Below are 12686 nucleotides of genomic sequence, written 5' to 3'. Positions count from 1 at the left end.
GGAGACACACCATGAGCTTCGTGCATACAGTCGCCGGCACGACCTGGCGTTTTGAAAGCCTAAAGCAATTGATGGCCAAGGCCAGCCCGGCGCGCTCTGGCGACTGTCTTGCAGAGATCGCTGCCACCAGTGACGCGGAACGTGCAGCGGCACAAATGGCCTTGGCCGATGTGCCCTTGAAGCGCTTTCTCAGCGAAGCCCTGATCCCCTATGAAGAGGATGAAGTTACACGCCTGATCATCGACAGCCACGACCCTGCGGCCTTCGCACCGGTCAGCCACCTGACGGTTGGTGGCTTTCGTGACTGGCTGCTGGGTGACGAAGCCGACGAAGCCAGCCTCAAGGCACTGGCGCCCGGCTTGACCCCAGAGATGGCGGCCGCTGTTTCAAAGATCATGCGCGTTCAGGACCTGGTGCTGGTCGCGCAGAAAATCCGCGTGGTCACGCGTTTTCGCAATACCGTGGGGCTGCGTGGGCGGATGTCCACGCGGCTGCAACCCAACCACCCGACCGATGATCCTGCTGGCATCGCCGCCAGCCTGCTCGACGGCCTGCTGTACGGTAATGGCGACGCCATGATCGGTATCAACCCGGCCACCGACAGCCTCAGTGCCATCAGCGAATTGCTGAAGATGCTCGATGGGGTCATCCAGCATTACGACATTCCAACGCAATCCTGCGTGCTGACCCATGTCACCTCCTCAGTGGCCGCAATTGAACGAGGCGTGCCACTGGACCTGGTGTTTCAATCCATCGCCGGCACCCAAGCGGCCAACAGCAGTTTCGGCATCAGCCTTGGCATTCTCCAGGAAGGCTACGAGGCGGGCCTGAGCCTGAAACGCGGCACCCTGGGTAACAACCTGATGTACTTTGAAACCGGACAGGGCAGCGCCCTTTCGGCCAACGCTCACCATGGTGTCGACCAGCAGACCTGCGAAGCTCGCGCGTATGCCGTGGCCCGGCATTTCAACCCGTTCCTGGTGAACACCGTGGTCGGTTTCATCGGCCCGGAATACCTGTACAACGGCAAGCAGATCATCCGTGCCGGGCTGGAGGATCATTTCTGCGGCAAACTGCTCGGCGTCCCCATGGGCTGCGATATCTGCTACACCAACCATGCCGAAGCCGATCAGGACGACATGGACATGCTGCTGACCTTGTTGGGTGTGGCGGGGATCAACTTCATCATGGGCATTCCAGGTTCCGATGACGTCATGCTCAACTACCAGACCACCTCATTCCACGATGCCCTGTATGCGCGCAAGGCTCTGGGCCTGCGACCGGCACCGGAGTTTGAGGCGTGGCTGGCCCGCATGGACATCCTGCAACAACGCGACGGCCAGGTACGCCTGGGCAGCGGCGTACCACCGCTGTTTCGCAACGCCCTGGCACAGTTGAAGTAGAGGTAACGATGGACGATAACGCCAAAAGCCCAGCCCAGCCCGACCCCTGGCAACAGCTGCGCAACCTGACCCCGGCACGGATTGCCCTGGGCCGTGCAGGCACCAGCTTGCCCACGGCCGCACAACTCGACTTCCAGTACGCCCATGCCCAGGCCCGTGACGCGGTGCACCTGCGTTTTGACCTGGCCGGTTTGGCAGCAGGCTGCGGGCAGAGCCTGGCCCTGCACAGCGCCGCGCCAGACCGGCACACCTACCTGCAACGCCCCGACCTGGGCCGGCGCTTGAACGAAGCGTCGGTGGCGCAACTGCGCGACTACGCCAAGGCTCAACCGGAAGGGGTCGACCTGGCCCTGGTGGTGGCAGACGGGCTGTCTGCGCTGGCGGTACACCGTCATGCCCTACCGATGCTCCAGCGTATCGAAGCACTGGCCAAGGATGAAGGCTGGAACGTTGCGCCGATTTGCCTGGTCGAACAAGGCCGCGTGGCCGTTGCCGATGAAGTGGCTGAACGGCTCGGCGCACGCATGGTAGTGATTCTGATTGGTGAACGGCCCGGGCTCAGCTCGCCGGACAGCCTCGGGCTGTATTTCACCTATGCCCCACGGGTGGGTTTGAACGACGCATCGCGTAATTGCATCTCCAATGTGCGGCTGGAGGGGCTGAGTTACGCCATGGCCACCCACAAACTGGGTTACCTGATGCGCGAGGCCTGGCGGCGGCAGTTGTCGGGAGTGAACCTGAAGGACGAGGCGCAGATACCGGTGCTGGAAGGCACTGGTGAGGTTCGACCGGGGAATTTTCTTGTTTAGGTAACCGTCCGAGCGCTGGATCTGTGGTGCCTGGCCCACTGAATACGCGGCGCCTGCATCGCGGGCAAGACCCGCTCCTACAGGCTGCGCGGGCTCTGTTGGAGCTGGCTTGCCTGCGATAGCGTCGGTGGCGTATCCGCTAGTTCGCGGCGTCTGCATCGCGGGCAAGCCCGACTCCTACAGGCTGCGTGGGCTCTGTTGGAGCTGGCTTGCCTGCGATGGCGTCGGTGGGGTGTCCGTGAGTTCGCGGCGTCTGTATCGCGGGCAAGCCCGGCTCCTACAGGCTGGCGCGGGCGCTGTTGGAGCTGGCTTGCCTGCGATAGCGTCGGTGGCGTATCCGCGAGTTCGCGGCGTCTGCATCGCGGGCAAGCCCGGCTCCTACAGGCTGGCGCGGGCTCTGTTGGAGCTGGCTTGCCTGCGATGGCGTCGGTGGGGTGATCACTAGTTCGCGGCGTCTGCATCGCGGGCAAGCCCGGCTCCTACAGACTGGCGCAGGCTCTGTTGGAGCTGGCTTGCCTGCGATGACGTCGGTGGAGTGATCGCGAATTCGCGGCGTTTGCATCGCGGGCAAGCCCGGCTCCTACAGGCTGGCGCGGGCTCTGTTGGAGCTGGCTTGCCTGCGATGACGTCGGTGGGGTGATCGCGAATTCGCGGCGTTTGCATCGCGGGCAAGCCCGGCTCCTACAGGCTGGCGCGGGCTCAGTTGGAGCTGGCTTGCCTGCGATGGCCTCGGTGGGGGGCCCGTGAGTTCGCGGCGCCTGCATCGCGGGCAAGCCCGGCTCCTACAGCTGGCGCGGGCTCTGTTGGAGCTGGCTTGCCTGCGATGGCGTCGGTGGGGTGTCAGTGCGTTCGCGGCGTTTGCATCGCGGGCAAGCCCGGCTCCTACAGGCTGGCGCGGGCTCTGTTGGAGCTGGCTTGCCTGCGATGGCGTCGGTGGGGTGTCAGTGCGTTCGCGGCGTCTGTATCGCGGGCAAGCCCGGCTCCTACAGGCTGGCGCGGGCTCTGTTGGAGCTGGCTTGCCTGCGATGGCGTCGGTGGGGTGTCCGCGAATTCGCGGCGTCTGCATCGCGGGCAAGCCCGGCTCCTACAGGTTGCGCGGGCTCTGTTGGAGCTGGCTTGCCTGCGATGGCGTCGGAGGGGTGTCCGTGAGTTCGCGGCGTCTGTATCGCGGGCAAGCCCGGCTCCTACAGGCTGCGTGGGCTCTGTTGGAGCTGGCTTGCCTGCGATGGCTTCGGTGGGGTGTCAGTGGGTTCGCGGCGTTTGCATCGCGGGCAAGCCCGGCTCCTACAGGTTGCGCGGGCTCTGTTGGAGCTGGCTGGCTTGCGATGGCGTCGGTGGGGTGTCAGTGGGTTCGCGGTGTCTGCATCGCGGGCAAGCCCGGCTCCTACAGGCTGGCGCGGGCTCTGTTGGAGCTGGCTTGCCTGCGATGGCCTCGGTGGGGTATCCGTGAGTTCGCGGCGTCTGTATCGCGGGCAAGCCCGGCTCCTACAGCTGGCGCGGGCTCTGTTGGAGCTGGCTTGCCTGCGATGGCGTCGGAGGGGTGTCAGTGCGTTCGCGGCGTCTGTATCGCGGGCAAGCCCGGCTCCTACAGGCTGGCGCGGGCTCTGTTGGAGCTGGCTTGCCTGCGATGGCGTCTGCATCGTTGGCAAGCCAACTCACACAGCGATTACGCTAGAAGGTGACGCTGGCGCTGAGCCTGGCCGTACGGGGTTCGCCCACATTGACCTGCAACGCACTGCCGGTGCTCGATGGGTAGTAGTGTTTGTCAAAGAGGTTGTCGACGTTCAGTTGCAGGCGCGTCTTGTACCCCGCCATCGGTACGTCCCAGCGCAAGAACGCATCCGCCACCGTGTAGCTGCTCATGTAGAACGTGTTTTCGTTGTTTCCGGCGCGGTCACCGACATAGCGAGCACCGCCGCCCGCATGCCAGTCACCCAGCCCCGCAGGCACCTGCAAGTGGTGGCTCAGGTAGAGGCTGGCGACGTGTTCAGGCGCCTGACCCAGACGATTACCTTCATTTTGCGGGTCGTCAAGAATCTCGGTTCGGGTGTAGGCATAGGTACCGATCATGTCCCAGCGCTCGGCAATGCGCCCGGTTACATCCAGCTCCAGACCACGGGAACCCACCTTGCCCGCCGCCTCGTTGATACCGGTTACTGCCGAAGGGGTCACAACGTTTTTCTTCTCGATGTCGAACAGCGCCAGGTTCAGGTTGAGGCCAGGCGCGAGGTCATACTTGGCACCGACTTCGTAACTACGCCCCTCTTCAGGATCAAAGGTATTGCCATTGTCGTCCACATCGTCATTGGGCACGAATGAACGGCTGTAGTTACCGTAAAGCGACAGGTCGTCATTGACCTTGAAAACCACCCCCAGCATCGGCAGGAAGGTGGCGCCATTGCTGTCACGGTTCAACTTCCGCTTGCTGCCCAGCCCCTGTTCGCTGAACTGGTCGTAATGCTGATAACGGCCACCCAAGACCAGAATCCACTGATCGTTCAGGTGCCAATTGTCTTTCAGGTAGAGCGACGTGGAGGTCAGCTGATTGCTCAGGTTGCTGTCGGCCTGGCTGATGAGGCTTGGCTTATCCATGCCACCGTAAACCGGCAAATAGATATTGAAGTCTTTGTCCACGGCATTGCGGTAGGTCTTGCCGCGGAACTTGTCAGAGTCTTCCTGCTCGGCACCGATCAGCAGGTCGTGCTGTTGCCCCAGAAATACCTGCTGGCCAATGAAGTCCAGGCTGGCATAGCGGGTTTCGTAATCGTAGAGCCCACCATTGGCCCGGCGCTGCAGTACACCGCTGGCAGACAGTGCCGAGGGTTGGGCAATCGCCAGGCTGTAGCGGTCGTTATTCCAGCCGTAGGTCAGGCGGGTCTTCCAGGCATCGCTCAGTTGGTACTCAAACCGCGCCGTGGCAGTTTCGCTGATCCCCTCGGTTTTTGCCCAATGCTCATCCAGCCGCTTGTCATAGTCGACGCTGGCGGGATGCCCATCGACAAACACGGTGCCACGGTCAAACGGGCTCGTGTAATCGTTGTATTCGTAGGCCAGTGTGAGGCTGGCGCGCTCACCGGTCCAACTGAGCGATGGCGCAATGAGGGTATGCTGGTCGACCCCGTAGTTACGCCAGTAGTCCTCACTCTGCCGCTCGGCTACCAGGCGATAGGCCAGGCCGGTATCACCCAGAGGGCCGGTGGTGTCCACCCCAAAGCTGCCACCACCTTCACTGAAGGCTGAGCCACTGAGCGTGGTGCTGCGCACGTATTGGGGTTGTTTGCTGATCACATTGATCACGCCGCCAGGCTCCATAGCGCCATACAGCAGCGAGGCCGGCCCCTTGAGGACTTCGACGCGCTCGGTGGTGGCGCTGAAGTTGTGCGAGACCACCGAGCGTACCCCGTCACGCAGGATGGAGCCGTCGTCGTTGGTGCCAAACCCGCGCTTGACCAGCGAGTCCTTGGTGTTGCCCAGGGTATTGCCCTGGCTGACACCACTGACGAACTTCATGGCATCGTCCAGCGAGCGAACGTTGTAGTCGGCAATGGTCTGCGGTGTCACCACGTTGACCGACTGTGCCTCGTCCTTGAGTGGAACGTCACTTTTGCTCGCCGTACTGGCACTGCTGGCACGGTAACCTTCTGCCGTGTCGGAAGCCTCGGCGGCGATCTGCGTCGCAGGCAGTGTGGTCTGTGCAGGTTCGGCAGCAGCCGGAACAGACAGCATGGCGCTGGTCAGCGCACAGAGCAGGAAGGGAGCGGAAGGTGAACGAGAAAACAGGTTGGATACGGCGTTCAAAGGCGATGCTCAAAGGGGTGTGAATGGCATCGATTTTAATTTGGTAATGATTCTCATGTAAATATTGCAAATGATTCAATGTGTTCATCGACAGCAAACCCGGCCCCTACAACAGGGTAGAAACCAGGCTCGGCAGTACGTGCCCTCAGGCGCGAGCGGCATCCAGCATGCCTTTCTCGACGATGAAGTCGATCACGGTATGCAGCCCATGCCCGGTCTTGAGGTTAGTGAACGCCCAGGGTCGCGCAGGGCGCATGCGCTGGGTATCACGCTCCATCACTTCCAGTGAAGCCCCCACGTAGGGCGCCAGGTCGATCTTGTTGATCACCAGAAAGTCCGATTTGGTGATACCCGGGCCACCCTTGCGCGGGATTTTTTCGCCCTCGGCCACGTCGATCACGTACACCGTAAGGTCGGCCAGTTCCGGGCTGAAAGTGGCACTGAGGTTATCGCCACCACTCTCGACGAAGATCACTTCCAGGTTGCCAAACTTACGCGCCAGCTCTTCCACTGCGGCAAGGTTCATCGAAGCATCTTCGCGGATGGCGGTATGCGGACAGCCACCGGTTTCCACACCAACAATACGTTCGGGGGCCAGGGCGCCCGCTTCGGTAAGGATGCGCTGGTCTTCCTTGGTGTAGATGTCGTTGGTCACCACGGCGATCTCGTAATGGTCGCGCATCGCTTTGCACAGGGCTTCGAGCAATGCGGTCTTGCCGGAGCCGACCGGACCGCCGACACCAACGCGCAGGGGTTGCTTGTAGCTTTGCATGGCAGTTTCCTCAGGAGCGGAATAATCGGGTGTATTGGGTTTCGTGACGAGCCGAGGCGATGGCCAGCAACGGCAGGCCACCCCCGAGTTGCGCGTCAGGGAGTGTCAGGGCCGTGTCCAGCACGCCAGGCAGCTCGCCGCACAGGTCGCGTAGCAGGCTCTGGGCAGCCTGTTGACCGAAGGGCACCAGCTTGACCCCCGCCATTACCGCGCCTTCCAGCCAGGCGAAGCCGTGGCCGAGGGCAAGGTCACGTAACGGGATGCCCCAGTGCGCGGCCAGCCAGGCCATGCCGCCCAGTTGGGTCAGTTCCAGGCTCGGGCGCCATGCCGGCGCCTGACACAGTTGCCAGCCATCCAGCAACCGGGCCAGAGCCATGCCACGCTGGCGCTCTTCCAGGCGCAGCTCGGCGGTTTCGCGGTTGGCCAGCAGGAACTGGCTCCAATGGGCGAACGCCGAGGCGTCATCGTCACAGCAGGCCTGATACAGGCGCGCCAGCAGTGGCCAGTCGAGGTGGCCAAGGGTGTCTTCGAGCTGCTCACGCTGCCAGGCGCGAAAGCCTTCGGCACCGCATACCCAGCCCGCCTCCACCGCCCACTCCAGGCCTTGCGAGTAGGTGAAGCCACCTACCGGCAGGTTGGGGCTGGCCAACTGCAGCAGGCGCAGCAGCTTGAGATCAGTACTCATCAGCCGGCCAGCACCAGTGCTGCACCCGCCAGCAAGCCTCCACCGAAGAGGTGTTGCAGGCGACTATGGCGACGCAGCAGGCAACCGCCGACGAAGCCCACCCACAACAGCATGGCGCTGACGGCCACGAAACCGGCACTGAATACCCAGAAGGCACCAGGGCTGGCCTCGACCCCGTGGGCCCAGCCGTGGAACAGGGCAAACTGTGGCATGGCCAGTGCCAGCAAGCCCTGACGGCTCGGCAACAGCAGTGCGCCAGCTGCAACCAGCAACGAGCCAATGATCATGCTTTCCATACCCGGCACACCACCCAGTAGATGGCCCAGCACGGCGCCACCCAACATGGCGCTCAGGGTCAGCAACGGCAGTGCCAGGGTGCGGCCGGTCAATGCGGCCAAGACACCGGTACCCAGCAACATCAGCAAGTGGTCAAGGCCGGTCAGCGGGTGCAGCAGGCCGTCCTGCAGCGGGTAGGTGTCATGCCCCGGATGGGCGAAGGCCGGTAGCGCAGTCAGCAACAGTACAAGGGCCAGGGTCTTTTTCATGGGGGTGTCTCCAGGTCGAATTCAGGGGTGGGCGTGGCCGGGCACACGCACGAAGGGGTGGTCGTGGGCATGGCTATGGTCATGGCTATGCGGTGCGCTCTGGTAAGCGCCCGCCTCTGGCTCGAACGGCGCCTGCTCCTGGGCAACCTGCAAGCCCAGACCTCGCACCATGTCGTCCAGCACATGGTCGTGCTGGTAGCGCAACAAACCGGCTTCGATCTGCAATGGCACATGGCGGTTGCCCAGGTGATAGGCCGCACGCGCCAACAGCAACGGGTCGTCGCTACGCACCGTTGACACCTGCTCGGCGGCCGCCTGTACCCGAATCACTTCTGTGCCCTGCTCGTTTGCCAGCAGCTCGCCACCGCGAATCAGTTGGCCACGCTCCAGCATCAGGCCAGCCTCTCGGCCATCGTCCAGGGTGATGCGCACGCGGCTCTTGATGCGGGTGTCGAGAGCGAGGGTGACGGTGCCGCTGACTCGCGGCGCATCCGCTACCCGGTGGGTTAAGACAATCATGCTTGCTCCTTCAAAACAGGAAGTAACGCTGCGCCATGGGCAACACACTGGCCGGTTCACACACCAGCAATTCGCCGTCGGCGCGTACTTCGTAGGTCTGTGAGTCCACCTCGATCGTTGGCTGCAGGCCGTTGTGCACCATGTCGCCCTTGCGCACACGACGACAGCCGCTCACCACGCCAATCAGGCTGCGCAGGCCCAACGCCTGATCCACGCCACGGCTTACCGCCGCCTGGGACAAAAAGGTCATGCGCGTGGCATGTCGGGCAGCCCCCAGGGCGCCAAACATCGGTCGGTAGTGAACCGGTTGCGGGGTCGGGATCGAACCGTTGATGTCCCCCATCGGCGCCATGGCAATCATCCCGCCCTTGATTACCAGCGACGGCTTGACGCCAAAGAACGCCGGCGACCAGAGCACCAGGTCGGCAAGCTTGCCAGCCTCGACCGAGCCCACCTCATGGGCAATGCCATGGGTGAGTGCCGGGTTGATGGTGTACTTGGCGATGTAGCGCTTGACCCGGAAGTTGTCGTTGCGGGCGGTGTCGGGTGCCAGAGGGCCGCGCCGCCGTTTCATCTGGTGGGCGACCTGCCAGGTACGCAACACCACTTCACCGACGCGGCCCATGGCCTGGGAGTCGGACGACGTCATGGAGAAAGCGCCCATGTCGTGCAGGATGTCTTCGGCAGCGATGGTCTCGCGGCGAATCCGTGATTCGGCGAAGGCCACATCCTCGGGAATACTCGGGTCAAGGTGGTGGCAGACCATCAGCATGTCGAGGTGCTCATCCACCGTGTTGACGGTGTACGGCAAGGTCGGGTTGGTCGAGGATGGCAGCACGTTGCCGAAGGCAGCGGCACGGATGATGTCCGGTGCATGTCCACCGCCCGCCCCTTCGGTATGAAAGGTATGGATGGTGCGATCACCGATGGCCGCCAGGGTGTCCTCGACGCAACCGGATTCGTTGAGGGTGTCACTGTGGATCGCCACCTGCACGTCAGTTTCTTCAGCCACGTTCAGGCAGCAATCGATGGCTGCAGGCGTCGAGCCCCAGTCTTCGTGCAACTTGAGACCCACGGCACCGGCCTCGATCTGTTCGCGCAGGGCTTCGGGCCGCGAAGCGTTGCCCTTGCCCAACAGGCCGATATTGATCGGCAACGCATCAGCGGCCTGCAACATGCGCGACAGGTACCAAGGGCCCGGCGTGCAGGTGGTGGCATTGGTGCCCGTGGCCGGCCCCGTGCCGCCACCAATGAAGGTGGTGACGCCAGAGGTCAGCGCCTCCTCGACCTGCTGCGGGCAGATAAAGTGAATGTGCGAATCGATGCCACCGGCCGTGACAATCTTGCCCTCGGCCGCGATGACTTCGGTGCCAGGCCCTACCGGCACGGTTACCCCCGGCTGCACGTCGGGGTTGCCCGCCTTGCCGATGCGCGCGATGCGACCGTGCTTGACGCCGATGTCGGCCTTGACGATGCCCCAGTGGTCGATGATCAGCGCATTGGTCAACACCAGGTCCATTGCGTCTGCTGCGAGCATCTGGCCCTGGCCCATGCCATCGCGGATCACCTTGCCACCGCCAAACTTCACCTCTTCACCGTAGATTGTGAAGTCCTTCTCGACTTCCACCCACAGGTCAGTGTCGGCCAGACGCACGCGGTCGCCGACGGTGGGGCCAAACATGTCGGCGTAGGCCTGACGAGAAATTCGGCTCATGCGCCTGTCTCCAGCTTGCCCATCACCCGCCCCTGAAAACCGTAGACCTCCCGTTTGCCGGCATATGCCACCAGGTTGACGGTACGCGACTGGCCGGGCTCAAAGCGCACGGCTGTACCGGCGGCGATGTCCAGGCGGAAACCGCGGGTGGCTTCACGGTCGAATACCAAGGCGTTGTTGACCTCATAAAAGTGGTAGTGCGACCCGACCTGAATTGGCCGGTCGCCGTGGTTCGCGACGCTGACACGCAGCGCTTCGCGGCCTGTATTGAGTTCGAGGTCGCCGTCGGCGACCAGTACTTCTCCGGGGATCATGGCGTTCTCCAGCAGCGACAGTCAGACGATCGGGTCATGGACGGTGACCAGCTTGGTCCCATCGGGGAAGGTCGCTTCCACCTGCACGTCGTGGATCATTTCTGCGACCCCTTCCATCACCTGCTCACGACCCACGACTTCACGGCCCAGGCTCATCAGCTCGGCGACCGTACGGCCATCCCGGGCACCCTCCATTACGGCGGCGCTGATCAGCGCCACGGCCTCGGGGTAGTTGAGTTTCAGCCCTCGGTCGCGGCGCCGCTCGGCGAGCAACGCCGCGGTGAACAGCAGCAACTTGTCTTTTTCTCTTGGCGTCAGTTCCATGGTGTGTTTTCTCAGGTAGCCCAGATGCGTGGCGGGCACGGCGGCAGGCCGACAACAGCAGGTCGCAAGGCGTGCCACAGCCGTTGCAGGGTGGATTGCAGGCGTTGGTTGTCGTGGTCCAGCAGGCGGACCACCAGCAGTTGCCCCAGCAGGGTTGCCCCGGCGGGAGCGGCAAGGTCGTCGATCAGGGCGCGGACCTGTTCCAACAGCTCCGGGTCAGCCGGAGCGGCGCAGAACGTCGCCAGCAGCGGGTAGCCGCCGAGTTTGCCCAGGCGCCCGCCCTCGAGGCGCAAGCGTTCATGCAGGCCTGGGTCATCAGGCATGTCGATGTGCAAGCAGCTGTCCAGCGCACCATGGCTAAAGATCTCGCCCATCACCGGACGCCCAAGGCACAGGGTTTCCCACGCCAGCAGACGGGCACCGGGGGCCAGGCTAAAGTGGGTCTGCAACAACACACGGGCGCCAGGAAAGCAGATGCTGTCCTGAGGTAGCCACTCCAGGATGCTGTCTTCTGCCAGGTGAAAATGCTGCTTGAGGATCGAAGTCGGGCCGGCACTGCGGTAGAACTTGGTAGCGCCGGGCATGGTCATCAGCGCGTGGCTGCCTGGCTCCAGGTGGATATCCAGCGCCAGGCGGTCTCCCCCCACCACGCCGCCCGGCGGGTGCAGCACATACACGTGACACGGCGCGCCCTCCGGGTAGAACGGACGTTGCACCAAAAGAGGTCCGAAGTGACGCCGCGCACCAATACAGGTCTTCGTGTCACAACGAACAAAACGCAGCGTGAGCTCGGCGCTCCAGCCTGCAGGAATGCAAGCGGCGTCGAGTGGTTCAGCAACAGACATGCATTCCGCCCCGGTGAACACTGGGCACTGCGTGCCCAAAGGGCGAGCAGGCCACAGGTACAGTTAAACAACCCTCACCTCATGCACGACAACAGCGCACAACGTGCTTGACCAATCGATCAGCTATCGATGCAGGGGCCAATGCAGGTTGTGGGCCAATTACCGACGTGCGTGGTTGTGGCGCAGCAAGCCATGCACCAAACACAGGCTGCGCGGCGAACTACCCTTGAGGTGGGTAGGCGCACGAGGGCGATGCCATGAAGGTCGACAAACGACAAGCCCGATTGATCGACGCATTGGCACGGCTCGGCTTTGTCATCGGTGGTCTGGGTTTCGTCAGCGTGCTGGCGATCATCACTGGGTTCGACGTGTTCAACAGGCTGTGGCTGGCGCTGCTGGTAGTGATTTTGATCTTTACCACGGCCTGCTGGCTGGTCGGCCTGGCTTGCGCGCGAGCGTCCAGTACACCAGCCGATACATCACCCAAAGCGCCGGAGAGAGCCGTCCCTGTGCGCCGTCGACGACCTCACGAGCTGATCCTGCTCACGCTTATCATGCTGCTGTTCGTCGGCGGATACACCGCAACGGCCTATCTGGCAGCGCGCGCTGGCGCAGCAATTGTCGCCACCTGCGTTACCCAATTAACCAGCACCTTGGTCGCCAACGAGCAGGAACAGGCACTGGCCTACCTGGTGGGCCCGGTATGCCAGTGCATCTCCCAACGCTTTATGGAGAAAAACGGGGTTGTCCGCCTCGCCCTGCTACACAGCCAGTGGTTCAACATTGCCACCTATTCAGCAGTGACCGACGCTGAGCAAATGGCCTGCATGGAACGATTTCTGAACCGCGCCCCGCCACCCACTCACAGCCTGCAGCCCAACCGCACGAAGGACTGAAGACTTGATGTAAATCAGACGCAACGCGGCTGATCGTCGTACACCTTCCAACAGGCCTCCAC

Annotated in this window: 12 protein-coding genes; 3 read left to right on the top strand and 9 right to left on the bottom strand. The window is 63.0% G+C overall.

Annotation, left to right across the window (positions count from 1 at the left end; translation table 11 throughout):
* Window positions 1–11 precede the first annotated feature (11 nt).
* Entirely contained in the window at window positions 12–1403 is a 1392-nt protein-coding gene (locus tag CS390_RS08820) for an ethanolamine ammonia-lyase subunit EutB (protein ID WP_099774066.1), read from the top strand.
* Between the two features lie 8 nt (window positions 1404–1411).
* Complete coding sequence (gene eutC, locus CS390_RS08815) at window positions 1412–2212, top strand: ethanolamine ammonia-lyase subunit EutC (RefSeq protein WP_065759551.1); 801 nt, start codon at window positions 1412–1414, stop codon at window positions 2210–2212.
* Between the two features lie 1671 nt (window positions 2213–3883).
* On the opposite strand, the gene CS390_RS08810 is transcribed toward eutC, so the two are convergent.
* The 9 genes from CS390_RS08810 to CS390_RS08770 form a co-directional block, all read right to left on the bottom strand.
* Window positions 3884–5938, bottom strand: coding sequence for a TonB-dependent siderophore receptor (locus CS390_RS08810; RefSeq protein ID WP_177442440.1), 2055 nt, complete (start codon window positions 5936–5938; stop codon window positions 3884–3886).
* 217 nt (window positions 5939–6155) lie between these two features.
* A complete protein-coding gene (ureG, locus tag CS390_RS08805; RefSeq protein ID WP_065761775.1) occupies window positions 6156–6782 on the bottom strand; it encodes an urease accessory protein UreG in 627 nt (208 codons plus the stop codon).
* 10 nt (window positions 6783–6792) lie between these two features.
* Entirely contained in the window at window positions 6793–7467 is a 675-nt protein-coding gene (locus CS390_RS08800; RefSeq protein WP_099774064.1) for an urease accessory protein UreF, read from the bottom strand.
* Window positions 7467–8012 carry a HupE/UreJ family protein gene (locus tag CS390_RS08795; protein ID WP_099774063.1) on the bottom strand — a complete coding sequence of 182 codons (546 nt, stop codon included), beginning with the start codon at window positions 8010–8012 and terminating at the stop codon, window positions 7467–7469. Before CS390_RS08795 ends, CS390_RS08800 begins: the two co-directional genes overlap by 1 nt.
* 21 nt (window positions 8013–8033) lie before the next feature.
* Window positions 8034–8531, bottom strand: coding sequence for an urease accessory protein UreE (gene ureE / locus CS390_RS08790; protein ID WP_099774062.1), 498 nt, complete (start codon window positions 8529–8531; stop codon window positions 8034–8036).
* Between the two features lie 10 nt (window positions 8532–8541).
* Entirely contained in the window at window positions 8542–10245 is a 1704-nt protein-coding gene (ureC, locus tag CS390_RS08785) for an urease subunit alpha (RefSeq protein WP_099774061.1), read from the bottom strand.
* A complete protein-coding gene (locus CS390_RS08780) occupies window positions 10242–10559 on the bottom strand; it encodes an urease subunit beta (RefSeq protein WP_065761780.1) in 318 nt (105 codons plus the stop codon). Before CS390_RS08780 ends, ureC begins: the two co-directional genes overlap by 4 nt.
* A 21-nt stretch (window positions 10560–10580) precedes the next feature.
* On the bottom strand, window positions 10581–10883 hold the full coding sequence (locus tag CS390_RS08775; RefSeq protein ID WP_099774060.1) for an urease subunit gamma: 303 nt from the start codon (window positions 10881–10883) through the stop codon (window positions 10581–10583).
* 11 nt (window positions 10884–10894) lie between these two features.
* Window positions 10895–11728, bottom strand: a complete 834-nt coding sequence (locus CS390_RS08770) for an urease accessory protein UreD (protein WP_099774059.1) — start codon at window positions 11726–11728, stop codon at window positions 10895–10897.
* 284 nt (window positions 11729–12012) lie between these two features.
* Between CS390_RS08770 and CS390_RS08765 the strand changes: the two genes are divergently transcribed.
* Window positions 12013–12624, top strand: coding sequence for a hypothetical protein (locus tag CS390_RS08765; protein ID WP_157767125.1), 612 nt, complete (start codon window positions 12013–12015; stop codon window positions 12622–12624).
* Window positions 12625–12686: the final 62 nt, after the last annotated feature.

This window comes from Pseudomonas sp. HLS-6, from assembly GCF_002753995.1.
GTDB classification, from domain to species: domain Bacteria; phylum Pseudomonadota; class Gammaproteobacteria; order Pseudomonadales; family Pseudomonadaceae; genus Aquipseudomonas; species Aquipseudomonas defluvii.
The sequence above is the reverse complement of the archived record's forward strand: the minus strand, read 5'-3'. Positions and strand labels throughout refer to the sequence as shown.